This is a genomic window from Microvirga makkahensis (assembly GCF_009830105.1).
GTDB lineage: Bacteria > Pseudomonadota > Alphaproteobacteria > Rhizobiales > Beijerinckiaceae > Microvirga > Microvirga makkahensis.
In genome coordinates this window covers 52,997-77,865 of the sequence record NZ_WURB01000009.1, presented here as the reverse complement: position 1 = coordinate 77,865, position 24,869 = coordinate 52,997, and the positions used below count along the sequence as shown (strand labels likewise).

General features: G+C 64.4%; 21 protein-coding genes. 10 read left to right on the top strand and 11 right to left on the bottom strand.

Going from position 1 to position 24,869, the window contains the following annotated elements:
• Positions 1–116: 116 nt before the first annotated feature.
• The 4 genes from trhO to groL all read left to right on the top strand — a co-directional run bounded on the left by trhO (position 117) and on the right by groL (position 3,731).
• On the top strand, positions 117–875 hold the full coding sequence (gene trhO, locus GR328_RS14265) for an oxygen-dependent tRNA uridine(34) hydroxylase TrhO (protein WP_160885198.1): 759 nt from the start codon (positions 117–119) through the stop codon (positions 873–875).
• On the top strand, positions 868–1,089 hold the full coding sequence (locus tag GR328_RS14260; protein ID WP_160885197.1) for a SlyX family protein: 222 nt from the start codon (positions 868–870) through the stop codon (positions 1,087–1,089). Before trhO ends, GR328_RS14260 begins: the two co-directional genes overlap by 8 nt.
• Positions 1,090–1,736: 647 nt before the next feature.
• On the top strand, positions 1,737–2,051 hold the full coding sequence (gene groES / locus GR328_RS14255; protein ID WP_160885196.1) for a co-chaperone GroES: 315 nt from the start codon (positions 1,737–1,739) through the stop codon (positions 2,049–2,051).
• A gap of 51 nt (positions 2,052–2,102) precedes the next feature.
• Entirely contained in the window at positions 2,103–3,731 is a 1,629-nt protein-coding gene (groL, locus tag GR328_RS14250) for a chaperonin GroEL (protein WP_160885195.1), read from the top strand.
• A 205-nt stretch (positions 3,732–3,936) separates the two neighbouring features.
• On the opposite strand, the gene GR328_RS14245 is transcribed toward groL, so the two are convergent.
• Positions 3,937–4,680 (bottom strand): hypothetical protein, encoded by a 744-nt coding sequence (locus GR328_RS14245; protein WP_160885194.1) that lies wholly within the window; start codon positions 4,678–4,680, stop codon positions 3,937–3,939.
• A 334-nt stretch (positions 4,681–5,014) separates the two neighbouring features.
• On the opposite strand from GR328_RS14245, the gene GR328_RS14240 reads away from it, so the two are divergent.
• Positions 5,015–6,103 carry a TRAP transporter substrate-binding protein gene (locus tag GR328_RS14240; protein ID WP_160885193.1) on the top strand — a complete coding sequence of 363 codons (1,089 nt, stop codon included), beginning with the start codon at positions 5,015–5,017 and terminating at the stop codon, positions 6,101–6,103.
• A gap of 164 nt (positions 6,104–6,267) precedes the next feature.
• On the top strand, positions 6,268–7,266 hold the full coding sequence (locus GR328_RS14235; RefSeq protein WP_160885192.1) for an LLM class flavin-dependent oxidoreductase: 999 nt from the start codon (positions 6,268–6,270) through the stop codon (positions 7,264–7,266).
• A 114-nt stretch (positions 7,267–7,380) separates the two neighbouring features.
• Here the strand turns inward: GR328_RS14235 and GR328_RS14230 are convergent, their stop codons facing one another.
• The 6 genes from GR328_RS14230 to GR328_RS14205 form a co-directional block, all read right to left on the bottom strand.
• Positions 7,381–8,220, bottom strand: a complete 840-nt coding sequence (locus tag GR328_RS14230) for an ABC transporter permease (RefSeq protein ID WP_160885191.1) — start codon at positions 8,218–8,220, stop codon at positions 7,381–7,383.
• Complete coding sequence (locus tag GR328_RS14225; RefSeq protein ID WP_160885190.1) at positions 8,217–9,164, bottom strand: ABC transporter permease; 948 nt, start codon at positions 9,162–9,164, stop codon at positions 8,217–8,219. Before GR328_RS14225 ends, GR328_RS14230 begins: the two co-directional genes overlap by 4 nt.
• Positions 9,165–9,389: 225 nt before the next feature.
• A complete protein-coding gene (locus GR328_RS14220; RefSeq protein WP_160885189.1) occupies positions 9,390–10,871 on the bottom strand; it encodes an ABC transporter substrate-binding protein in 1,482 nt (493 codons plus the stop codon).
• A 109-nt stretch (positions 10,872–10,980) separates the two neighbouring features.
• The gene (locus GR328_RS14215; protein ID WP_160885188.1) at positions 10,981–11,730 is read right to left on the bottom strand and encodes an SDR family oxidoreductase; all 750 of its coding nucleotides are present in this window, start codon (positions 11,728–11,730) and stop codon (positions 10,981–10,983) included.
• 210 nt (positions 11,731–11,940) lie between these two features.
• Positions 11,941–13,413 carry an aldehyde dehydrogenase family protein gene (locus tag GR328_RS14210; protein WP_425487040.1) on the bottom strand — a complete coding sequence of 491 codons (1,473 nt, stop codon included), beginning with the start codon at positions 13,411–13,413 and terminating at the stop codon, positions 11,941–11,943.
• On the bottom strand, positions 13,410–15,038 hold the full coding sequence (locus tag GR328_RS14205; RefSeq protein ID WP_160885187.1) for a dipeptide ABC transporter ATP-binding protein: 1,629 nt from the start codon (positions 15,036–15,038) through the stop codon (positions 13,410–13,412). The genes GR328_RS14210 and GR328_RS14205 overlap by 4 nt, the downstream gene beginning before the upstream one ends.
• Before the next feature lie 168 nt (positions 15,039–15,206).
• On the opposite strand from GR328_RS14205, the gene GR328_RS14200 reads away from it, so the two are divergent.
• On the top strand, positions 15,207–16,634 hold the full coding sequence (locus GR328_RS14200) for an aldehyde dehydrogenase family protein (RefSeq protein WP_160885186.1): 1,428 nt from the start codon (positions 15,207–15,209) through the stop codon (positions 16,632–16,634).
• A gap of 5 nt (positions 16,635–16,639) precedes the next feature.
• Here GR328_RS14200 and GR328_RS14195 read toward each other — a convergent pair whose 3' ends face one another.
• The gene (locus tag GR328_RS14195; RefSeq protein ID WP_160885185.1) at positions 16,640–18,685 is read right to left on the bottom strand and encodes a sensor histidine kinase; all 2,046 of its coding nucleotides are present in this window, start codon (positions 18,683–18,685) and stop codon (positions 16,640–16,642) included.
• Between the two features lie 113 nt (positions 18,686–18,798).
• Here GR328_RS14195 and GR328_RS14190 point away from each other — a divergent pair, with 113 nt between their 5' ends.
• Positions 18,799–20,613: an ABC-F family ATP-binding cassette domain-containing protein gene (locus tag GR328_RS14190; RefSeq protein WP_160885184.1), complete on the top strand. Its 1,815-nt coding sequence runs from the start codon at positions 18,799–18,801 to the stop codon at positions 20,611–20,613.
• A gap of 12 nt (positions 20,614–20,625) precedes the next feature.
• On the opposite strand, the gene GR328_RS14185 is transcribed toward GR328_RS14190, so the two are convergent.
• On the bottom strand, positions 20,626–21,099 hold the full coding sequence (locus GR328_RS14185) for a hypothetical protein (RefSeq protein WP_160885183.1): 474 nt from the start codon (positions 21,097–21,099) through the stop codon (positions 20,626–20,628).
• 397 nt (positions 21,100–21,496) lie between these two features.
• Between GR328_RS14185 and GR328_RS14180 the strand changes: the two genes are divergently transcribed.
• The gene (locus GR328_RS14180) at positions 21,497–22,612 is read left to right on the top strand and encodes an NADH:flavin oxidoreductase/NADH oxidase (RefSeq protein WP_160885182.1); all 1,116 of its coding nucleotides are present in this window, start codon (positions 21,497–21,499) and stop codon (positions 22,610–22,612) included.
• 230 nt (positions 22,613–22,842) lie between these two features.
• On the opposite strand, the gene GR328_RS14175 is transcribed toward GR328_RS14180, so the two are convergent.
• Entirely contained in the window at positions 22,843–23,058 is a 216-nt protein-coding gene (locus tag GR328_RS14175; RefSeq protein WP_160885181.1) for a dodecin, read from the bottom strand.
• A 199-nt stretch (positions 23,059–23,257) separates the two neighbouring features.
• Here GR328_RS14175 and GR328_RS14170 point away from each other — a divergent pair, with 199 nt between their 5' ends.
• Positions 23,258–23,782 carry a DUF4142 domain-containing protein gene (locus tag GR328_RS14170; protein ID WP_160885180.1) on the top strand — a complete coding sequence of 175 codons (525 nt, stop codon included), beginning with the start codon at positions 23,258–23,260 and terminating at the stop codon, positions 23,780–23,782.
• A gap of 43 nt (positions 23,783–23,825) precedes the next feature.
• On the opposite strand, the gene GR328_RS14165 is transcribed toward GR328_RS14170, so the two are convergent.
• On the bottom strand, positions 23,826–24,845 hold the full coding sequence (locus GR328_RS14165; RefSeq protein WP_160885179.1) for a fumarylacetoacetate hydrolase family protein: 1,020 nt from the start codon (positions 24,843–24,845) through the stop codon (positions 23,826–23,828).
• Between the last annotated feature and the right edge of the window lie 24 nt (positions 24,846–24,869).

Sequence of the window (24,869 nt, the reverse complement as noted above, 5' to 3'; positions counted from 1 at the left end):
GCGCCGATCCGATCGGGATGGCCGGGACAGGCCCTGCCAGGGCTGGAGGGGGAGAGCGACACCGAGGATCCGTGCGGCGGGTTTCCCGAAAAGCCTCCTGCTGGTAAACAGCGGCCATGACTTACAGAGTTGCCGCTCTCTACCAGTTCGTGTCCTTACCCGACTTCCGGGAGATCCGGGATCCGCTTCACGCCCTCTGCGCCGGCCTCGGGGTCAAGGGCACGCTTCTGCTCGCCGAGGAGGGGATCAACGGTACCGTGGCGGGGACGGAGGAGGCAATCGACGCCCTCATGGCCGAGCTGCGCGAGGGCGACCTCTTTCGTGGCCGTCTCGACAATCTGGAGCTGAAGTTCTCGACCGCCTCCGAGATGCCATTCGGCAAGATGAAGGTGCGCCTGAAGAGGGAGATCGTGACTCTAGGGGATCCGCAGGCGGATCCGACCAAGGTCGTCGGCACCTATGTCCCGCCGGCGGAGTGGAACGAGCTCATCGAGAGCCCGGACGTGATCCTGCTCGACACCCGGAACGACTTCGAGGTCGAGATGGGCACTTTCGAGGGGGCGGTGGACCCGCGCATCAAGACATTCAGCGCTTTCAAGGATTTCGTAAAGAAGGAGCTCGACCCCGCCAGGCACAGGCGGGTCGCCATGTTCTGCACCGGCGGCATCCGTTGCGAGAAGGCGAGTTCCTACATGCTGGGCCAGGGCTTCGAGGAGGTCTACCACTTGAAGGGCGGCATCCTCAAATACCTTGAGGAGGTGCCGGAAGCCGAGAGCCGCTGGAAGGGCGGCTGTTTCGTGTTCGACGAGCGCGTGTCCCTCGGTCACGGCCTGGTCGAACGCCCCGAGGACAGGAGCCTGCTGGCCGATGAGTGACACGGAATCCGTCAATGCCCGTCTGGAAGCGCTGGAGGTGCGCGTCGCCTATCAGGATCGGGTCATTGAGGACCTGAACCAGACCGTCATCGACCAGTGGAAGAAGATCGATGGGTTGAAGCGTCAGCTCGCCGAGCTGCTCGACCGCGTTATGGAGGTCGAGGATAGCGCAGCCGGACCCCGCGCGCCCGAGCCTCCGCCGCCGCATTATTGAGGCGCCGGATTTTCCCGCAGGGCCGGAGCACCCCCGGTCACCGCCGGCTCCGTGCCTGTGATCCCGTTTGCGTGAAGCGCAGCGCCCTTCGGATCGGGATGGCCGGATTAAGTCCGGCGATGACGGGGCGAGCACAACAGACGGTGGGTGGCGGGGACCGATCCCTGGCTCGGGGTCCGGAGAGGGACGTGACGGAGTGTCCGTCAAACCATCTTCACGAACTCGGTTGTGGGGACCGGCCCTCGATTTGGTCCGAGCGGCTCGTTGGCATTGTCCGTGAGGGAGATGTTCCTAAACACGGTGCCCCGCCTCAGGGTCGGGGGAGCCCTTTGCCTTCAGGTCCTTGGTAACCTGCCCCGAATCGCCCTCGTGAGCTGGGCTTCTTGGCTGTCTCTCACAACCACATCGGTCATATCGATCTCCTTGGGCACACCTGGCGCCCCGCCGGAACGACCTAGTCGCCGCCTCGCCACCTTGCCCATCGGAACTCTTACGGACCAGCTTGTCACTCCAGGTCGCAGAGTGCCAAAAAATTTTCTTCACCCCTCTTGAACGGTGAAGCTTGTTCGCCCAAATTTTCGACCGCGGAGGCCCCGAGTGGCTCCGCTTGTGGCACTTAACGCACTGAAACCATTGGAGGAAGCTTTATGAAGTTCCGTCCTTTGCATGACCGCATCCTGGTCAGGCGGATCGATGCGGAAGAGAAGACCGCGGGCGGCATCATCATTCCTGACACCGCCAAGGAAAAACCTCAGCAGGGCGAGGTCATCGCCGTCGGTCCCGGCGCTCGTAACGAGGCGGGCCAGATCGTCGCTCTCGACGTGAAGGTCGGCGACCGCGTGCTTTTCGGCAAATGGTCCGGCACGGAAGTGAAGATCGATGGCGAGGATCTCCTGATCATGAAGGAGAGCGACATCATGGGCGTGCTGGAGGAGATCGCCGCCCAGAAGAAGGCCGCGTAAGGCCAGATATTCAGAGTCACATATCGTTACGTCTCGAAGGAGTGACGAACAATGGCTGCTAAGGAAGTCAAATTCTCATCCGATGCGCGCGAGAAGATGCTGCGCGGCGTCGACGTCCTCGCCGATGCGGTGAAGGTGACCCTCGGCCCGAAGGGCCGCAACGTGGTGATCGAGAAGAGCTTCGGCGCCCCGCGCATCACCAAGGACGGCGTCACCGTCGCGAAGGAAATCGAGCTCTCCGACAAGTTCGAGAACATGGGCGCCCAGATGGTGCGCGAAGTGGCCTCGAAGCAGAACGACCGCGCCGGTGACGGCACCACCACCGCGACCGTGCTCGCCCAGGCCATCGTGAAGGAAGGCGCCAAGGCCGTGGCCGCCGGCATGAACCCCATGGATCTCAAGCGCGGCATCGACATGGCCGTCGAGGCCGTTGTGGCGGATCTGAAGAAGAACGCCAAGAAGGTCACGTCCAACGACGAGATCGCCCAGGTCGGCACCATTTCGGCCAACGGCGATGCCGAAGTCGGCCGCATGCTGGCCGAGGCCATGCAGAAGGTCGGCAACGAGGGTGTGATCACCGTCGAGGAAGCGAAGTCGCTCGCGACCGAACTCGACGTGGTCGAGGGCATGCAGTTCGACCGCGGCTATCTCTCGCCCTACTTCATCACCAACGCCGAGAAGATGCGCGTTGAGCTTGAGGATCCCTACATCCTCATCCACGAGAAGAAGCTCTCCGGCCTCCAGGCCATGCTGCCCGTGCTCGAGGCCGTGGTGCAGACCGGCAAGCCGCTGCTCATCATCGCCGAGGACGTCGAGGGCGAGGCGCTCGCCACCCTGGTGGTCAACAAGCTGCGTGGCGGCCTGAAGATCGCCGCCGTGAAGGCTCCGGGCTTCGGCGACCGCCGCAAGGCCATGCTCGAGGACATCGCCGTTCTCACGAAGGGCCAGGTCATCTCCGAAGACCTCGGCATCAAGCTCGAGAACGTCACTCTGCCGATGCTCGGCCGCGCCAAGAAGGTGGTGATCGAGAAGGAGAACACCACGATCGTCGACGGCGCCGGCGACAAGAAGGACATCGAGGCGCGCGTCGGCCAGATCAAGGCGCAGATCGAGGAGACCACCTCGGACTACGACCGTGAGAAGCTCCAAGAGCGCCTCGCCAAGCTCGCGGGCGGCGTCGCGGTGATCCGCGTCGGCGGCGCCACCGAGGTCGAGGTGAAGGAGAAGAAGGACCGCGTCGACGACGCCATGCACGCCACCAAGGCTGCGGTCGAGGAGGGCATCCTTCCCGGTGGCGGCGTTGCGCTGCTCCGGGCGCTCAAGGCCCTCGACGGCGTCAAACCCGTCAACGATGACCAGAAGACCGGTGTCGAGATCGTCCGCCGTGCACTGCAGGCTCCGGCCCGCCAGATCGCCCTCAATGCAGGCGAGGACGGTTCGGTGATCGTCGGCAAGGTGGCCGAGGCGGCTGATTACTCGGCTGGCTGGAACGCCCAGACCGGCGAGTTCGGCGACCTCTACAAGTTCGGCATCATCGACCCGGCGAAGGTCGTGCGCGTGGCCCTTGAGGACGCTGCCTCCGTGGCCGGACTCCTCATTACCACCGAGGCCATGGTTGCCGAGAAGCCGAAGAAGGAGGCCACGGCCCCGGCGATGCCGGCCGGCGGTATGGACTTCTAAGCCGTTGCGGAAAGGCTGATCGAACGGGACGGCGTCGCGAAATGCGGCGCCGTCTTTCATCGTTTCGCGCATCGGTGCTCGGGCATAGCCGAGTATCTTCGATAATTCCTGCCGCGATCTCCCATCCTGTCGGTAACGTCGGTGCCGAACTCTGAATAGAAGAGCCTCGCCGGAGATCCTCCGGCAGGCCCCAGGGGCCTCTGCATCAGGGAGCCGGCAGTTCCGCACTCACAGGGGCCGAATCTGCCCCTTCGTCAACGGCAACTTTTCGCAGTTTCTTCACGAAGGCCACGAGACTGTTGGCCTGTCCCTGCTCGGGGGCGATATGGGCCAGCACGCTGCTGTCGAACGGTTCTTCCTCGACCGCCCCGTCGATCATGATGATGGTCTTGATGCCGGACTCGACATCGAAGGAGACGGATCTGATCTTGGTCCGGTGCGAAGGCATGGCAGGTTCGGCGATGGGGGGCGGCCGGACCGGGGCCGCGACTGGTGTCGGGGGCGTGGGTGCGGGCTCCTGGAGGGCGGTGTCGGTTGTCTGTGATGCGGGGACAGGTGGAGCCTTGCTCTTCCGCGCGTTCTTCCTGTCCTCCTTCGGCTTGTCTCTCAGGTTTGCCCAACGCTCAGGAGAGGATACTTCGGTATTGATCGACGGCGTGCCCTTGGCGAGAAGCCTGTCGAGCTTCTCCTGCGCCAATCTAGCTTCTGTCTGCGCCGCCGAGCCGAAGATTTTGACCAGGGGGTGCTTGGAGATCTCCTCGTCAGCCTTGGCCTTCGCGGCTTTCGCTGCCTTGGCGGCCGCAATCCGTTCCTTTGCTCGCGCCGTCGCCGCGCGGTTGTTCGTACTGTAGGAATATCGCTTGCCGTCGATCTCGTAGTAGACTTTCCTGGCTTCGGCGCCGCTGCTCACAACCGCAAGCACGATGACTGAGCCGAGTAAAACTCTCATCCTGTTCATCGGCATTTAAGGGCCTTTTCGCCCTTCCCCTTGCTTCAGTAAAATTGGGTTAAGAAAATGTGGCGACTCTATGAAATAATGTCGGTTGCTGCCTGAGGATTAGGGGTATTCTCTCAGACTGCTTGGAAATAATGGAGTAAGGCCCAGCTATTATGAATGTCTACTATCCATCGACATGGCTGGATGCTTGGTCCCATCGGAACCGGTCTTCCAACAGGATACCGACGCGGGTCGCGGTGAATTCCGCGTATTATTCTTACGACGAATTGTCCGATTGGATGGCGTTGCGTAAGCAGCGGCACACGCGAAATCAGACGAGGGTCTTATGAAACGCCGTAATTTTCTCGCCACGGCCGGTGCAGGCATCGCCGCTGGCGCCATCGCCAAGCCGGCCATTGCTCAGTCGAATCCCGAAATCCGCTGGCGTTTGACCTCGGGCTTCCCGAAGTCGCTCGATACGATCTATGGCGGTGCGGACTTCCTCGCAAAGTACGTATCCGAGGCCACCGAGGGTAAGTTCCAGATCCAGCCCTTCTCCGCCGGTGAGATCGTGGGCACCTTCCAGGCCGCCGACGCCGTCTCCTCGGGCACCGTCGAAATGGCCCATACGGCCGCTTACTACTATGTCGGCAAGGATCCGACCTTCGCCGCCGCCGCGGCGGTGCCGTTCACGCTGAATGCTCGCCAGCTCAATGCCTGGCAGTATCACGGCGGCGGTATCGACCTCGTGAACGAGTTCATGGCTAAGCATAACCTCTATGCGCTTCCTGGCGGAAACACAGGCACCCAGATGGGCGGCTGGTTCCGCAAGGAAATCAAGACGGTTGAGGATCTCAAGGGCCTCAAGATGCGCATCGCCGGCATCGCCGGTCAGGTCATGGCGAAGCTCGGGGTGATTCCGCAGCAGGTGGCGGGCGGCGACATCTATCCGTCCCTCGAGCGCGGCACCATCGACGCCGCCGAGTGGATCGGCCCCTACGACGACGAGAAGCTCGGCTTCCAGAAGGTCGCACCGTTCTATTACTACCCGGGCTTCTGGGAGGGCGGCCTGACGCTGCACTTCATGTTCAACAAGGCCAAGTGGGAATCCCTGCCGAAGAACTACCAGGCGATCCTGCAGGCGGCCTGCATGGCCGCCAACCAGGACATGCTGGCCAAGTACGACGCCAAGAATCCGGCAGCTCTCCGCAGCCTCGTGGGCGCTGGCGCTCAGCTGCGTCCGTTCTCGCAGGAAATTCTCGACGCCGCCTACAAGGCGACCAACGAGGTCTATGCGGAAATCTCCGCCCAGAACGCGGATTTCAAGAGGCTGATCGATTCGCTCCGCGCCTTCCGCAACGAGGAGTATCTCTGGTTCCAGGTGGCCGAGTATGCCTTCGACAGCTACATGATCCGCGCCCGCACCCGCGGCTGAGCCTGGATCGAGCCGCGGCTTTCGGAGCCCGGCGCGACAAGCGCCGGGCTTTTCCTTGCAAAGCTGCTGCGCTCTGGGCGAGGGGCTCCGGATCTTGCATCGCAGGGGTCGAGTGATGATCTCAGGTCGGTCATCGCTTCGCCCGTTCAGCAGAGAGTTCGCCCATGCCGCCGCTTTCCATTCTCGATCTCGCCCATATCACTGAGGGTTCCACGGCGAGCGACGCTCTGCGCCATTCGCTCGATCTGGCGCAGCACGCGGAACGCTGGGGCTATAACCGCTTCTGGCTCGCCGAGCACCACAACATGGTGGGGATCGCCAGTGCCGCGACGAGCGTGGCGATCGCCCATGTGGCGGGAGGCACGAGGACGATCCGCGTGGGGGCGGGCGGCATCATGCTGCCGAACCACGCGCCGATGATCATCGCCGAGCAGTTCGGCACCCTCGATGCCCTGTTCCCGGGCCGCATCGATCTCGGCGTCGGCAGGGCTCCCGGCACCGACCAGCGCACGATGCGGGCCCTGCGCCGCGATCCCACCAGCGCCGATACCTTCCCGCAGGATGTCATGGAGCTGCAGGCCCTGCTCGGGCCGGTGCAGCCGGGGCAGGTGATTCAGGCCGTGCCCGGCTCCGACAGCAACGTGCCGATCTGGATTCTCGGCTCCAGCCTGTTCGGTGCGCAGCTCGCGGCCATGCTCGGGCTTCCTTACGCGTTCGCCTCGCATTTCGCGCCGAACGCCCTGTTTCAGGCGCTGCAGGTCTATCGCGAGCGCTTCCAGCCCTCCGCCCAACTCGACAAGCCCTATGCCATGGTGGGCGTGAACGTGATCGCCGCCGACACGGATGAGGAGGCGAAATATCTCTTCACCTCGGCGCAGCAGGCTTTCACCAACATGTTCCGCGGCACGCGCGGCAAGCTCCAGCCACCCATTGACGACATCGAAACCTACTGGACGCCCGCCGAGAAAGCGCAGGCCTCGAGCATGCTCGCCTGTTCCTTCGTCGGCTCCGCCAACACGGTGCGTGAGGGGCTCGAAGGCTTCCTCGAACAGACGGGCGCGGACGAGCTGATCGTGGCCTCGGCCATCTACGACCACGGAAAGCGCCTGCGCTCCTACGAAATCCTGGCGGATGTGCGGCGGACGATGAGGCAGGCGGCGTAGGGCGCCGGACATTCCCCACCACGACATCACCGGCCTCGTGCCGGTGATCCCGATCATCTGAAGCGCCGCGCCTTTTACGATCGGGATCGCGGGGGCAGGAGCGGCGTTGCCGTCTCAAGCCGCTGCGCCACGGCCTTTCAGCGTCGGATCCAGCGCATCACGCAGGCCGTCGCCCAAGAGGTTCAGACCCAGCACCGCGAGAGCGATCGCAAGGCCCGGCGCGATGGCGAGGTGAGGGGCCTGCGAGAGATAGGTCTGGGCGTCGCTGAGCATCCGGCCCCAGCTCGGATCGGGCGGGCGCACGCCGAGGCCGAGATAGCTCAGGCCGGCTTCGGTCAGGATGGCAAGCGCGAGCTGGATCGTGACCTGCACGATGAGCGCACCCGCAATATTGGGCATCACGTCCTCCCAGGTGATCCGCAGCGGGTGCTTGCCGATGGCGCGGGCGGCGGCGATGTAGTCGAGTGTCCAGACCTGCAGGGCGACGCCGCGCGTGACCCGGGCGAAGACGGGCACGTTGAACACCGCGATGGCGAGAATGGCAGCAAGCGGGCCGGAGCCTACCAGCGCCCCGATCATGATGGCGGAGAGAACGGCCGGGAAGGCGAAGACCACGTCCGATACGCGCATGGCGATTTCGTCCGCTATCCCCTTCCAGGCGGCCGCCGCGGAGCCGATGGCGGTGCCGATGGCCGCGCCTAAGAGAACTGCGGGCCACGCGATGGCGAGCGAGTTCCAGGCTCCGACCATGAGGAGGGAGGTGACGTCGCGTCCGAAATGATCGGTGCCGAGGAGCCCTGCCTCCAGGGGCGCCTTCAGTCGCATGGCGACGCGTACGCGGGTGGGTACCTCGGGCGTCCAGACGAGGGACAGGAGGGCGGTTGCGATGAGGAGCGCCGTCAGAACGCCGCCGACCACGAGGGCGGAACTCGGACGCAGGGAGCGGTTCGTCATGCTCGGTTCCTGAGGCGCGGATCGAGGATAGTGTAGCCGAGATCGACTAGGAAGTTCACCACGATCACAAAGCCGGAAAAGATCAGCACGATGTCCTTGATCACCACGAGGTCACGCTGGTTCAGGGCCTGATAGGCGAGCCGCCCGAGCCCCGGCAGGTTGAACACGTTCTCGACCAGGATCGCGCCGCCGAAGAAGAAGGAAAGCTGCAGGCCCAGGATGGTGGTGACGGGAATGAGCGCGTTCGGCACCACATGCCGCCGCAGGGTCGCGCCTCGGTCCAAGCCTTTGGCGCGCGCCGTGCGCACGAAATCCGCACCGACCACTTCGAGCGTCGCGGAGCGCGTCACGCGGGTGAGCACGGCCGCCTGGGGCAGGGCAAGCGCCAGAGCGGGCAGGAGCAGAGCCTGGAGGGCGGGCCCGATCCCGGCGCCCCAGCCGGGAAAGCCGCCCGCCGGAAACCAGCCGAGGTGGGTCGAGAAGAACAGGATGAAGAGAAGGCCAATCCAGAAATTCGGCACGGCGACTCCCATCTGGCTGAACACCAGCACTGCGCGATCCACCGGCCCGTCCCGGCGCGCGGCGGCGGCCACGCCGAGGGGCAGGGCGAGGGCCGTCGAGATCAGAATGGCGAGAAGGCTCAGGGGCAGCGTAACGCTCATGCGCTCGGCCACAAGCGTTGAGACCGGCATCTTGTAGGTGATGGAGGTGCCGAGATCGCCGTGCAGGATCCCGCCGATCCAATCGAGATAGCGGACGAGCGCCGGCTGATCGAGCCCGAGTTCCTGCCTCAGAGCCGCGAGAGTATCCTCCCGTGCGGCGGTGCCCAGCATGATCGCCGCCGGGTCACCCGGCAGCACCTCCAAGATCAGGAAGATCGCCAGCGAGACGAACAGGAGTGTCATGGACAGGGAGACGAGGCGGGAGATGACGAGGTGCAGCATGAGTTTACGATCCCCGCCTTCTCTCTCCTTTGCGGGGAGGGGCTGGGGTGGAGATGGTTTGGTTCGGTGAGAGGCTCATCGGCACGATTGTGTCATCACCGGCCTTGTGCCGGCCATGACGTTGCAGGGCTGTCGGGCAATAGGGATCTGGACAGCACTCCGATCTTGCGGCCCCCGCCCTTGGCCGTCCCCGCGAGGGCGAGGGAAAGGCGGGAGAGTTGTGGTTCACTCCGTCCACGATACGTCCGTGACATCATTGATTGGGATCGGCGAATTCTCCCACATGCCCTGGAGCTTCGCATTCCACACGCCGAGCTTCGGCAACTGGAAGAGGAAGAGGGCGGGCACGTCCTCGGCCAGGATCTTCTGCGCTTCGGCGTACTTGGCGAAGCGCGCCTTCTCGTCCGTGGTCTTTGCGGCATCCGCGATCAGCGCCTTGAACTTCTCGTTCTTGTAATTGAAGTAGTAGTTGTCGCGGGCGAAGATCTCTATGTCGAGCGGCTCCGTATGGGACACGATGGTGATATCGTAATCCTTGTTCTTGAAAACTTCCTCGATCCACTTGGCCGGAAATTCCGTGGGGATGATCTTCAGGTCCACGCCCACCTCCGCGAGCATGGCCGAGATCAATTCCGCCGAGCGGCTCGCATAGGCCATCTGCGGGGTCTTGATCGTGATCGACAGGCCGTTGCCGTAACCCGCTTCGGCCAGAAGCGCCTTGGCCTTGGCGGGGTCGTAGGGAACGACGCCGGTCGTGTCCACATAGGCCGGATGGTTCGGCGAGAAGAAGCTGCCGATGGGAGTGCCGAAGCCGGAATAGGCGCCCTCGATGAGCATCTTGCGGTCGATGGCGTGCATGATGGCGCGGCGCACGCGAACATCGTCGAATGGCTTCTTGGCGCTGTTGAGGCCCGCGACCGTCTCACCCTCCGTGTTGCCCGCGACCGCCTTGAAGCGAGGATCCTTTTGGAACTCGGCGAAAAGCTCCGGCGCGGCGAGATTCGGGAAGGCATCCACGTCGCCCGCGCGCACGGCCGCGACCTGGGCCTGCGAGTCGCTGATGAAGCGGAAGGTGACGTTTTCCAGCTTCACCTTGTCCTTCTGCCAGTAATCCGGATTCCTGACGAGCTCCACCCTGTCGCCGCGGGTCCATGACTTGAACTTGAAGGGTCCTGTTCCGACCGGATTCGCCGCGTTGTTGGCAGCCGTTTCGGGCGCCACGATCACCGCGTCGCCCCAGCCGAGATAGGTGAGGAAATTGCCCGAGGTTTCCTTGAGCTTGATCACCACGGTCGACGGATCGGGCGTCTCGATGCCCTCGATCGGCGCGAAGATCTGCTTTTGCGCGTTAGTGGACTTGGGATCGCGGGCGCGGTCGAAGGCGAACTTCACGTCGGCGGCATCGAAGGTGGTGCCGTCGTGGAACTTCACGCCTTCCTGCAGGCGGAAGGTATAGGTGAGACCATCGGGGGAGATCTCCCAGCTCTTCGCCAGGAGCGGCTGGACCTTGCCGTTCCTGTCGATGCGCACGAGGCCCTCGTAGAGATTGGCGAGCGTGACCTCGCGAATGGCGACCGGGGCGGCAATCGTCGGATCGAGGCCCGGTGGCTCGATTGGCATGCCGACGACGAGGGAGGTCTTGGCGGCAAGGGCCGGAAGGGCGCTCACGGAGAGCAGCAGGCAGGCGGCCAGGAAGCGCTTCGACATGGGGCGGATCTCCATCCGGTGTGAGGAGCGAGGGTCGCGGTGACCCTCAGCTTACGCAGTGCGGCGCCGGATGGAAGATGTTCCTCGGGCCTTTTTCCCGACTATTTCATCAGATGCAGCGCCCGCCATCGACCTCCAGCACCACGCCGGTGATCATGCTGGCCTCGTCGGAAGCAAGGTAAAGGGCCGCGTTGGCGATATCCTGCGGGGTGGAGAAGCGCCCGAGCGGGATGGAATTGATGAATTGCTCGCGCTTCTGCGGCGTATCCTCGCCCATGAAGGTGGCCAGCAGCGGCGTCTCGCCCGCGACCGGTGCCACGGCGCAGACGCGTATCTTCTGGGGGGCGAGCTCCACGGCCATGGACTTGGTCATGGTGTGCACCGCGCCCTTGGTGCTGTTGTACCAGGTGAGACCCGGGCGAGGGCGCAGACCCGCGGTCGAGCCCACGTTGATGATGGCTCCGCCGCCCTGGCTGTGCATCAGCGGCACGGCCGCCTTGGCGAAGAGATAGATCGATTTGACGTTGACCGCGAAGACCCGATCGAACTCGTCCTCTTCCACTTCCAGCATGGGACGGTTGCGGTGGCTGATGCCCGCATTGTTGACCACGATGTCGAGCTTGCCGAAAGCCGAAAGCGTCGCGGCGACCACATTGTTCACGTCGGCGGCCTTCGACACGTCGGCTGAGAGGCCGATGGCCGCGGTCCCGATCTTCTCTGCGGCCGTTCTGGCGGCGGATTCGTTGATGTCCACAACCGCGACCTTCGCTCCTTCGCGCGCAAAGGTCTCCGCAATTCCCAAGCCGAAGCCGGAGCCTGCGCCCGTGATCAGCGCCACCTTGCCATCGAGGCGTTTCATGTTTCTTCCCTTTCAAGTGTGCTTTTCCCTCCCCCCTTGCGGGGGAGGAGTGTCGTCCGCGCTTTCCGAGCCAGCTCAGACTTGCCGGACGGGACCTCTTTCGTCGTTACCGGCCCTGTGCCGGTGATCCCGATCCTGTGAAGCGTAGCGCTTTTCCGATCGAGGTGGCCGGGACCGGCCCGGCCATGACGGCCGAGCTGTGACCTTTCTCTACCCGTGCGCGATGACAAGCGTCTTCGTGGTCGTGAACTCGACCAATCCCTCGAAGCCCTTCTCGCGGCCATGGCCCGAGCGGCCGAAGCCGCCGAAAGGCAGCTCGATGCCGCCGCCCGCGCCGTAGCAGTTCACGAAGACCTGACCTGCCCGCATGGCGCGTCCCACGCGGGTCGAGCGCATCGCGTCGCGCGTCCATACGCCCGCGGCCAGACCATAGGGCGTCCCGTTGGCGAAACGGATCGCCTCCGCTTCGTCCTCGAACGGCGTCGCCACGAGAACGGGGCCGAAAACCTCCTCCTGGGACAGAATGCTTCGATGCGGCACCGGCGCGAAGAAGACCGGCGGCACGTAGAAGCCTTCGGCCGGCGCGTCGATGGCCACCACGCCTTCGCCCATGATCTGAAGACCTTCGTTGCGGGCACGCTCCAGATAGCTGCGCACGCGGCGCTGCTGAGCCTGATTGATCATGGGGCCGAGGTCGGGCTCGCGCTCCGGATGCCCGGCGCGCAACGTCTTGAAACGTTCGGCGACGGCACTGACGACTTCGTCAAAGATGCCGCGCTGGATCAGAAGGCGGCTGCCCGCCGAGCAGGTCTGCCCGCCGTTCTGGATGATGGCGTTGACGAGAGTGGGCAGGGCGCGCTCGATATCCGCGTCGTCGAAGACGACCTGCGCCGACTTTCCGCCGAGTTCAAGGGTTACGCCCACATGGTTTTGGGCGGCGGCCGTCTGTACCGCGGTGCCGGTCTCGGGGCTGCCGGTGAAGGAGAGAAAATCGATGCCGGGATGGGCCGACAGCGCCGCGCCCGCTGTGCGGCCGAGGCCCGTGACGATGTTGAGCGCGCCGTCGGGGAATCCCGCCTCGCGCGCGAACTGGGACACGCGCAGGATCGTCAGCGACGCATCCTCCGCGGGCTTCACCACGGTGGCGTTGCCGGCGGCCAACGCGGCTCCCACGGAACGGCCGAAGATCTGCATCGGGTAGTTCCAGGGGACGATGTGCCCCGTCACGCCGTGGGGCACGCGCTCGACGCCGATGAAATGCGTGTTGAGATAGGGGATGACGTCGCCGTGGAGCTTGTCGGCGGCGCTGCCGTAGAACTCGAAATACCGGGCCAGCGCGATGGCGTCGGCGCGCGATTGGCGCAGAGGCTTGCCGTTGTCGCGGCTCTCCAGGGCTGCCAGCTCGTCCGCATGCGCCTCGACGATCGTGGCGAGCTTCATGAGGAGACGCCCGCGCTCGGTGGCCGTTAGCTTGCCCCAGGAACCTTCGAGCGCGGTGCGTGCCGCCTTGACGGCGGTATCGACATCCTGCGCGGTGCCGGAGGCGATCTTGGCGATGAGCGCGCCATCCACCGGCGAGACCACGTCCAGCAGCATGCCGTCGGAGGCAGGCACCTCCTTGCCGCCGATGAGATGCTTGAAAACCATGTGGGGAGCGATATGCGAGCTGATCTGGTCGTTCACCGGTTTTGGACTCCGTCAATCAATCTGGTTCTGCCCGGCACGGCGGCCAGGAGCTGGCGCGTGTAGGCGTCGCGAGGATCAGCAAACAAATGCGCGGTTTCCGCCATTTCGACAATTCGACCTTTTTGCATGACCGCTACACGATCACAGATCTGTGCGGCGACACGCAGGTCATGGGTGATGAACAGAATGGAAAGCCCCAACTCCGCCTGTAGGCCTATCAGCAGCTTCAGGATCTCGGCCTGCACCGACACGTCGAGGGCTGAAACCGCCTCGTCCGCGACCAGCACGTCGGGCTTCATGGCGAGCGCCCGCGCGATGCCGATGCGCTGGCGCTGACCGCCGGAGAACTCGTGCGGGTAGCGCTCGGCGGCTTGGGCGGGAAGGCCCACCTTCTCGAGCAGGATGCGCGCTTCCTCGAAAGCCCGGTCGGGGGCGACGCCCTGCGTGATCGGGCCTTCGGCGATGATGTAACCCACCTTGCGCCTCGGGTTGAGGGACGCGAAGGGATCCTGAAAGACGATCTGGATCCTGCGCCTGTGCGGGCGCAGATCGTGCTGCGGCAGGGAGCCGAAGGGCAGGCTCCCGATCTCGATCCTGCCGCCGTCGGGCTCGATCAGGCGCAACACGCAGCGCCCCACCGTGGATTTGCCGGAACCCGACTCCCCGACGAGCCCCAGCGTTTCGCCGCGGCGGATGTCGAAGCTCACGGCATCGGCCGCCCGGACCTCGCGGCTCTTCCTGAAGAGGCCGCGTCCGCCGTAGGATTTTCGGAGGCCCTCGACCGTCAGAACGATCGGTTCGTTCCGCAATTCCTTCGGCGGCGGCGGCGTCAGCGAGGGCACGGCTGCCAGAAGGCGCGTGGTATAGGGGTGCTGCGGGTTGTTCAGCACCACGTCCGCTGGCCCCTGTTCCACGAGCTCGCCGTTCTGCAGCACCGCGACGCGGTCGGCGATCTCGGCGACGACGCCGAAATCATGGGTGATGAAGAGAACCGCCGTGCCCTTCTTCCGGCGCAGGTTGTCGATCAGCTTCAGAACCTGCGCCTGGGTCGTGACGTCGAGGGCCGTCGTCGGCTCGTCCGCGATGAGGAGCTTAGGCTCCAGCGCCAGGGCCATGGCGATCATCACCCGCTGGCGCTGGCCGCCGGAGAGCTCGTGCGGATAGGCGCGGGCGATGAGTTCGGGATAGGGCAGGTTCACCTCGGCGAGCAGCTCGACGACGCGTCTGGCGCGATCGGCCGGGCTCAGGATGCGATGCGCCCGGAAAGTCTCGGCGATCTGGTCCGCCACGCGCATCACCGGATTGAGCGAGGTCATCGGCTCCTGGAACACCATGCCGATGTCTCGGCCGCGCACTTCGCACCATTTCTCCTCGTCGAGAGAGAGAAGATCGGAGCCGCCGAGCCTGATGGAGCCGGAGAGCACCGAAACCGCCGGAGGCAGCAACCCGATGGCGGCCATAGCGGTCATGGACTTGCCGGATCCCGATTCTCCTACGACGCAGAGCGTCTCGCCCGCCTCGATCGTCAACGACAGGTCCCTGATCGCATATTGCCGGTCCGACAGGGCCGGCAGGCCGATGGAGAGGTTTTCGATCGACAGCACGGGGGAGGGGCCGTTCACTCGCGTTCTCCTGCTACGGCTTGGGAAGCCCGAAGGACGGGAAGCATCCTCGCGCCATGGCCCTTCCGTCAATCCACCCGGGCTCTTTGGCGCTTGAAAACCTGCGCGGGTGGAGAACGGGCGGCCGCCGCCATATCTTAGCGGAGGTCGAGCGGAGCCCAGACTTTCGTGCATGATACCGTTTCAGTTTCTGCCGCGAGGCGGCTCCAGGACGTTTTCGCCGTGCAAAGACGCGCCTGGGCCGAGCAGGGGGCGCTTGCCGTTCAACGTCGCGACGAAGCGTTGGAGGCTCTCGCGGCTGCGCTGATCCGTCATGCAGATGGTTTCGCGCACGCCGTTGCGCAGGATTTCGGGCATCGCTCGATTCACGAAACGAAGCTCGCCGATCTCTATCCCGTCGTCACCGGACTGCGGCACGCCCGACAGCATTTCCGGCGCTGGATGAAGCCGCGCCGGCGCCCGATCGGGCTGATGTTCCAGCCGGCGTCCGGCCGCATCCATTACCAGCCTCTCGGAGTGGTCGGGATCATCAGCCCCTGGAACTATCCGGTGCAGCTTGCCCTGTCGCCGCTCGCGGGGGCGCTCGCCGCCGGCAATCGGATCATGGTGAAGCCCTCCGAACTCACCCCGCGCACTTCGGCTCTGCTGGATCAGGTGATCGGCGAAGTGTTCGACGAGAGCGAGGTGGCGGTGGTGCAGGGCGGGGTGGAGGTTGCGCAGGCTTTCGCAGGTCTGCCTTTCGATCACCTGTTCTTCACTGGCTCCACGGCAGTGGGGCGGGAGGTGATGAAGGCCGCCGCCGAGAACCTCGTGCCGGTGACGCTGGAACTCGGGGGCAAATCTCCGGTGATCCTGGCTCCGGATTACCCGCTTGGGAAGGCCGCGGAGCGGGTCGCCGTCGGCAAGCTGTTCAATGCGGGGCAGACGTGCATCGCCCCCGATTTCATGTTCGTTCCAAGGCACAATGAGGCGGCTTTCGTCTCAGCCTTCCGCGACGCGGTGTCCCGGTTGTATCCAAGCCTCGCCGCCAATCCCGATTACACCGCCATCGTGAGTGAGCGGCACGCGGAGCGCCTCCGCCGTCTCGTGGCGGATGCCAGGGCGAGAGGGGCCGCCGTTCATGAGATCAACCCGGCAGGGGAGAGCCTCGATCCTGCCGGGCGCAAGATGGCGCCGGTCGTTCTGACCGGGGTGCCGGCGGAGGCCTTGGTGATGCAGGAGGAAATCTTCGGCCCCGTTCTGCCCGTCGCCACCTACGACCGGGTGGAGGAGGCGATCCGATTCATCAGGGATCGCCCGCATCCTTTGGCGCTATACGTGTTCAGTCATGACAGGGGTTTCGTGAAGCTGGTGCTCGACGAGACCTCCTCAGGCGGCGTCGCGGTCAACGAGACCCTGCTCCATTGCGTTCAGGAGGAACTGCCCTTCGGCGGCGTCGGCCCAAGCGGCATGGGGGCGTATCACGGAGAGGCCGGCTTCAGAACCTTCAGTCATACCCGCTCCGTGTTCCACCAGGCCCGCATCAGCGGTGCCGGCATGACGAAGCCGCCCTATGGTGGCCGCATGGAGCGCCTGCTGTCCTTCCTCCTGCGATAGAGCCTCTACGGTAACGGAATGGACATGTCGTAGGAGACGCCCGGTCCATCGAATTGGATGCCCAGGGCGCCATCCAGCTCGCCCTCGATACTGCGGCGGATCAGGCGCGATCCGAAGCCCTGGCGTTTGGGCGGTTCCACAGGCGGACCTCCGGTTTCCAACCACCGGATGCGCAAATGCTCCGGTTGATTTTCTGCCCGGACGATCGCCCACGACAGATCGAGCCGGCCCGTGGGAACGGAGAGAGCGCCGTACTTCGCCGCATTCGTGACCAGCTCGTGCAGGACGAGCCCGAGATTGATGGCATGGCGCGGGGGCAGATTTACATTCGGCCCCTGGATGACGACCCTTTCGTCAGCCTCCCGCTTATAGGGGGCGAGTTCCTGTTCCGCGATGTCATGCAGGTCGGCATCGCGCCAGGATGTCAGGGTCAGGAGGTTGTGGGTCATCGACAGGGCGAGCAGCCGGCCTTCGAAGGCTTCCTTGAATTGCGCCGAGTTTTTGGAGGAGCGCAGGGTCTGTGCGGCGATGGACTGGACCGTGGCCAGCGTATTCTTCACCCGATGGTTCAGCTCGTCCAGGAAGAAGCGCTGCTGCTCGTCGGCCTGCTTGCGCTCCGTGACATCCTGAAAGATGCCGACGAAGAACACGGGCCTGCGCTGCGCATCGTAGGACACCTGGCCTTTCGAGCTGATCCAGCGAACGCGCCCGTCGGGCCTTCGCACCCTGTACTCGTCCTCGTATGCGCCGTCCCCGAGGAAGGCTTCGCGGATCTTGGCGATGGCCTCCGGCGCATCGTCGGGGTGGAGGAGCGACTTCCACTCGTCGATGGAGGCGACCGTGTGAGAGGCCGGGTAGCCCATGAGAAGGGCTGCCTGGCTCGACCATCCGCCAGTCTGCTTCCGGTGATCGTACCACCAGGTTCCCATGTGGCCAGCCTCCAGCGCCAGCCGGGCCCGCTCCTCGCTTGCCTTCAGCGCCTCCTGCCGTTCGGCGACGTCGTCCATGAGATCGTTGAACGCCCGTGCGAGAATGCCGAACTCGCCGGAATTCTTCGGCAGGTCGATGCGAGCCTGATAATCGCCGCGCCGCCAATCCCTGACGGCGTTGGTCATGATCTCGAACGGCTTCGTAATGAAGGCTCGGCTCGCCAGCCATGAAAGCGACAGGGCGAGAACCAGTGCAGCCGCGATCAGCATAAAGCCGCGCCTTGCCGCCTCGTTGATGGTCGCGAATGCAACCGTCGTGGAAAGGCCTGCGCTCACGTAGATGTTTTCGACCGGGGAGGCGTTCGCGGGGATGTAGCCGAAGATCCTGTGCGTACCGTCCTGGCTGTCCGCGGTGAAGCTGCCGGGGCTTCGGGCGGACAGGAGATCCGCGAACGCATCCGGGATTTTGGTGCCGATGAACTTTTCCGGGAACGGTTCTCGCGAGATGATGATCCCGTTCCGGTCGGCCACGGTGAGAGAGCCACCCTCGGCGATGACGCGCTCCTTGAGCTCCCGGTCGAGCCATGTGAGATCCATGGCCGCGGCGATGACGCCGATGATCTCTCCATCATAGCCCCAGATCGGGAGCGACAGGGGAATGATGGAATGGGCTCCCAGCCCGGCCTCCGTGAACTCCGCCGTATAGGTGCCGATGGAGAAAGCCTTCCTGGAAATACTGTCCTGGAAATAGGGGCGGTCCCTGAAGCGCAGATCGGTGTTGATGAAGCCTCTGTCGTTGCAGCGAACGGCCCCCTGGAGGTCGAGCACCACGAATGCGACGACGTGCGGGACCTTCTGGTGCACGGAACGCAGATAGGCGTTGCATGCCGGCATGTCGAACCTCCGGATGGACGGCGTTTCGTCCATCGCCAGAAGAAGACTGTGAATGCCGTCGAAGATGTGGTCGATCTCCGAAGCCGCCAGTTGCGCCTGGCGAATGACGAGTTCGTTGACTTCCGCCTCCCGGGCGCGCCTCAGCGAAACTTCCGTGAAGGCCCAGATGACGATCGCCGGCAGAACGGAGATCAGCGCCAATAGGAGCAAACGTCTCGTCAGAGTCATGCAAGGGCCCAGCTTGAGAAGAGCAAGGGACCATAAAGATCGTTGAGCGTCCACCCCCGTAACAACCACAAGTGATCTTGCATCCTCAGGCAAGAGGTGTCAGGGGAGCAGGGATGGCGCTTCCTCCTCTTCTCCACCTTCAGGACATTGCTCTCACCTTCGGCGGCACGCCCTTGATCGAGAGCGCTGAGCTCTCCGTCTCCCCCGGCGAACGGGCCTGCCTGGTGGGACGCAATGGCTCGGGCAAATCCACCCTGCTCAAAATTGCCGCAGGGCTGATCGAGGCGGACGGCGGCAAGCGTTTCGTGCAGCCGGGCGCGACGGTGCGGTATCTGGCACAGGAGCCGGACCTGAGCTCCTATCCCGACACGCTGGCCTATGTGGAAACGGGCCTCGGACCGGGCGATGATCCTTACCGGGCGCGCTATCTGCTGGAGCAGCTGGGCCTGACCGGCGAGGAGAGGCCGGCCGACCTCTCGGGCGGCGAGGCCCGCCGTGCGGCGCTCGCCCATGTCCTGGCCCCCGAGCCCGACATTCTGCTGCTCGACGAGCCCACCAACCATCTCGATCTTCCGGCCATCGAATGGCTCGAAAGCGAACTCAAGAGCCTCCGCTCGGCTCTCGTTCTCATCAGTCACGACCGGCGCTTCCTGGAAAGCCTGTCCCAGTCCACCATCTGGCTCGACCGGGGCCGCACCCGCCGCATGGAGCGGGGCTTCGCCCATTTCGAGGAATGGCGGGATCAGGTGCTGGAGCAGGAGGAGGCCGAGCACCACAAGCTCGGGCGCAAGCTCGTGGCCGAGGCCGACTGGCTCCGCTACGGCGTGACGGCCCGGCGCAAGCGCAACGTGCGCCGCTTGGGCAATCTCCACGCCATGCGCCAGCAATACCGCGACCGGAAGCGCGCGGTCGGCACGGTCAGCATGACCATGGCCGAGGCCGAGCAGTCCGGCACCCTGGTGGTGGAGGCGGACGGCATCTCGAAATCTTACGGCGACCGGCCCATCGTCTCGAACCTGTCCCTGCGCATTCTGCGCGGCGATCGTCTGGGCATCATCGGGCCGAACGGGGCGGGAAAGACCACGCTCATCAACCTGCTGACGGGCAATCTCCAGCCGGATTCCGGCCGGATGCGGCTCGGCTCCAATCTGCAGATGGTTACCCTCGACCAACGCCGCGCGAGCCTCGATCCCAATGCCACAGTGGCGGAGACGCTCACCGGGGGGCGCGGCGACAGCGTTACCATCGGCGGGCAGACGAAGCACGTGATCGGCTACATGAAAGACTTCCTGTTCTCGCCGGAGCAGGCTCGCACGCCCGTGGGCGTGCTCTCCGGCGGCGAGCGCAACAGGCTCATGCTGGCCCGCGCTCTCGCGCAGCCCTCGAACCTCCTCGTCCTCGACGAGCCCACCAATGACCTCGACCTGGAGACCCTCGACCTGCTGCAGGAAATGATCACGGATTATTCCGGCACGGTGATTCTGGTCAGCCACGACCGCGACTTCCTCGACCGCACGGTTGGATCCGTTCTGGTGTCGGAAGGCGAGGGACGCTGGGTCGAGTACGCGGGCGGCTATTCCGACATGGTGGCCCAGCGCGGGCAGGGCGTGCAGGCTCGCTCCGTGGAGAAGGAGGCCAAGCCCAGGAGCGCGCAATCCAGGGGTGCGGACAAGCCCGCGACCCACGCCAAACGTAAGCTAGGCTTCAACGAGCAGCACGACCTCAAGATGCTTCCGAAGCGCATGGAGGACCTGGAGGCCAAGATCGCCAAGGTGCAGGAGATCCTCGCCGATCCGGACCTCTATTCCCGCGACCCGGCCCGTTTCCAGAAAGCGATGGATGCACTGACGCTGCTGCAGGGCGAACTGCACGCGGCGGAGGAACGCTGGCTGGAGCTGGAGATGCTCAGGGAAGAGCTGGAGGGATAGCGGCGCTTTCGCTCACTCGAACTCCCATCCGAAGATGATGACTTCCGTAAGCTCGTCCGCCTCGGCCGCTTCTATGCCGATGACGGCGGACGGGTTCTCACGCTCGCAGATCACTTCTCTCCTCATGCTGCTGGTCTCCTCATGCTGCTGGGCGGCAAAGCCGCTGGCACGGCAGCGGGCGAAGTACGTATCGATAACCTGAACCGGCGAAGCTCTGGTTTTGAATGTCACCTCGACAAAGGCGGGAGCCGTGCCGTCTTGCCCTCGCGCGCCATATTGCACGGTCCCGGGGATCGGCTCCACCAGATCCAGGTTCTCGACCTGGGTCCCGCGTATGAGGAGCAGATAGCGGATATCGTAAGGGTCGAAATGGTGAGTGCGATCGGACAGCCATGCGGCAGTTGCCATCATCATGATAAGCCCGACCGGTAGGATACCGACATAAGCCAGCAATATCAGAAAACGCAGCACCGCTCCTCGCCCCATGGCGCCGAGCTCCCCATCACAAGTGAAATATAATAACAGATTTCATGTGAGTTCGAAACGGGATCTTCGCCCTTTACCGGCAATCTCGATGTGCCGAGCGCGGCGCTTCACGCCATCGGGATCACCGGGACAAGCCCGGTGATGACGTGGGAGGGCGGCATAGGGTCGGTGATGACGTGGGAGGGCGGCATAGGGTCGGTGATGACGTGGGGGGAGGCGGGCTCCTCGTGTCGCCGCCGATGGAAGGAACGGCTTGCCACCCGCGGAAAGGCGGTGTCTATGGCCGGGATTGCCGCTGTCCAGCTGATCGAGTCGCCAAAGACCTTTTGGACCGGCTGTGCGTTCTAGCCCGAACGACCCTGTGGTCCTGAATTCACCCGCACCTGAGAGACAGCCGATGGCACCTGCAAAACTGTTCACACCCTTCCGGGTCGGCGAGCTCGAACTCGCCAATCGCATCGTGATCGCACCCATGTGCCAGTACTCGGCCGAGAACGGGTGCATGACCGACTGGCATCTGATTCATCTGGGTCAGCTCGCCCTCTCGGGCGCCGCGCTCCTGACCATCGAGGCGACCGCCGTCGTGCCCGAAGGACGCATCACCTATGCCGATGTGGGCCTCTATTCGGATGAAACCGAAGCCGCGATGGCGCGCGTTCTGGGGAGCGTCCGCCGCTGGTCCGACATGCCGATCGCCATTCAGCTCGCTCATGCCGGACGCAAGGCTTCCTCCGAGGTGCCATGGAAGGGCAGGCCGCAGCTTCCCCCCGATCACCCCAATGGATGGCAGACGGAAGCGCCCTCCGCGCTTCCGTTCGCTTCCGGCGATGCCGCTCCGACCGCGCTGGATCGGGATGGGCTGGCGCGCGTGCGGAACGCGTTCGCCGATTCGGCGAAACGCGCCGCAAGGCTCGGCATCGATGCCGTTCAGATCCATGCTGCCCATGGCTATCTGCTGCATGAGTTCCTGTCTCCATTGTCCAACCAGCGGACGGATGAATACGGCGGGTCCCTGGAGAACCGGATGCGCTTTCCGCTCGAGGTGTTCGACGCGGTTCGCGCTGCCTTCCCGGCGGAGCGGGCCGTCACCGTGCGCGTGTCGGGAACGGACTGGGCCGAGGGCGGCTGGACGATCGAGGAAACGGTTGCCTTCGCGCAGGCGCTCGAGGCCCGGGGATGCAGCGGGATTCACGTGTCGAGCGGCGGCCTGACCTCGGCGCAGAAGATTCCGGTGGGGCCGAGCTACCAAGTGCCGCTCGCCCGCGCGGTCAAGGCGGCCACCAGGATGCCGGTCATCGCGGTGGGCCTCATCACCGATTACGTGCAGGCGGAGGCCATCCTTACCACGGGCGATGCCGACCTGATCGCTCTCGCCCGGGGCATCCTCTACAATCCGCGTTGGCCCTGGCACGCGGCCGCGTACTTCGGCGCCTCCGTCAAGGGGCCGAATCAGTACCTGCGCTCACAGCCTCGTCAGTATCCCAATCTCTTCGGTGTTCGCGTGGACGACTGACGAGCGCTTCCGCCCCCATTTCACGTCGTCACCGGCCCCGTACTGGTGATTCACGTCTTGTTCTGCGTGGCGGTTCTCGAAGACGGGGATGGCCGGGACGAGCCCGGCCATGACGAGGAGGGAGCGTCATCGCCACATGCTCCCACGTCATCACCGGCCCTGTGCCGGTGATCCCGGTCCATCGAGGCGCCGCGCCCATCACGGACGCAGCCGTGACTTCCCGCAATGCCCTAACCGCCTTCCTCGAGAGTGAACCCGGCCTTCAGCACGACCTGATAATGGCGCACCTCTCCGTTCTCCACATGTCCCCTGGTTTGCAGGACCTCGAACCAGCGCAGGTTCCGCAATGTCGCGCCGGCGCGCCGGATCGCGGTCTGAATCGCATCTTCGATGCTCGTATCCGACGAGCCGACGAGCTCGACGATCTTGTAGACGTGATCGTTCATCAGGTGCTCCATGCTTTACCAGGAGCGTGAATTGGAGCCCGGATGCCGACTGCCTAGGGCCGCTTCGCAATTCAAAAGTGAATTTGTGATCGACATTAGACGAAATAGCAGCAACGGCACAGGAACTTAGGACGGTGTTCCATTGTTGGGGAGCCGTCAGCTCGGCCATACGGGCCGTGCGCAGGAAGGGAACTCTCCCATGAATCCCAAGGTCGTTCTTGTTGTGAGTGCCCTGGCACTCGGCGTGGCTGGTTGCATGACGCCGATGGCCTCGGCTCCTCCCGCGGCAGTGACGAGCGCATCGGTCTTCGTGCCGACGGCGGCCTCGTCGAACCTCTTCGAAATCGAATCGAGCCGTCTGGCCCTGCGCCGTGCACGTGATCCCGAAGTCCGCCGCTTCGCCCGGCAGATGATCCGGGATCATCGCCTCGCCACGCGCCGCATGGCGGCGGTGCTGCGCAATTCGGGCATGCCCGTGCCGCCTCCGGCCTTGAATGCGAAGCACCAGCAGATGCTCGCGACCGTCGAAGCCGCTCCGGATTTCGATGCGGCTTACGTGAACGCCCAGCTCATGGCGCATCAGGAGGCTGTCGCCCTGTTCGCGTCCTATTCGTCGAGCGGTGACGTGCCGCAGCTGGCATCCTTCGCGGGCCGGACGCTCCCGACGCTGCAGATGCACTTGAATCACGCACAGGCGCTCAGCGGCGCCGCCCCCGCGATGTAAGGCGGGAAAGGCCGCCGGAAGCCCTTCGGCGGCCTATTCCTGGTCAGCCCTCCTGGCTGTACGGCACCACCTCCTGCTCGATCGCGCCGAAGATCGAGTGGCCGGCCCCGTCCTTCATCTCGATGCGGACGATATCGCCGATGCGCATGAAGGAAGTTTGAGGCTCGCCATGGAGGATGGTCTCGACGGTGCGCTGCTCCGCGAGGCACGAGTAGCCGAGGCCTCCTTCGGAGATGGGCCTGCCCGGTCCGCCGCCCTCGTCCTTGTTGGAGACGGTGCCCGAGCCGATGATCGTGCCCGCTCCCAAGGGGCGGGTCCTGGCCGCGTGAGCGATCAGGGTCGGAAAGTCGAAGGTCATGTCCACTCCGGCATTCGGCTTGCCGAACGGTTTCTCGTTCAGAGTGGAAAGGAGGGGCAGGTGGAGCCTGCCTCCGTCCCAGGCCTCTCCCAGCTCGTCTGGCGTGACAGCGACCGGGGAGAGAGTCGAGGACGGCTTCGACTGGAAGAAGCCGAAGCCCTTCGCCAGTTCCGCCGGGATGAGGTTTCTCAAGGACACGTCGTTGACGAGAACGACGAGGCGAATGGCCCTGGCCGCGTCTTCCCGTGTCGCGCCCATGGGCACGTCCCCCGTGATCACGGCGATTTCCGCCTCGAAATCAATGCCATGGGCCTCGTCCAGCGCTGGAATCGGATCTCGCGGCCCGAGGAACGAATCGGAGCCTCCCTGGTACATGAGCGGATCGGCCCAGAAGGATTCCGGCATCTGCGCCCCGCGGGCTTTGCGGACCAGCTCTACGTGATTCACATAGGCTGAGCCGTCCGCCCATTGATAAGAACGGGGCAGGGGCGAAGCGCAGTCATGCTCGTGAAAGCGGAACGAGGGCACGGATCCGTGTTCGAGCTGTTCCGCGAGGTCACGCAGGCGAGGCTCGACTTTTTCCCAGTCATCGAGGGCTTGCTGTAGCGTCGGAACAATGAAAAATGCGTCCGTCGCGCGGGTCAGGTCCCTCGAGACGATTACGAGCCGGCCGTCACGGCCCTGTTTGAGCGAGGAGAGCTTCATAGCCACCCACCTGGTTGTTGTGGT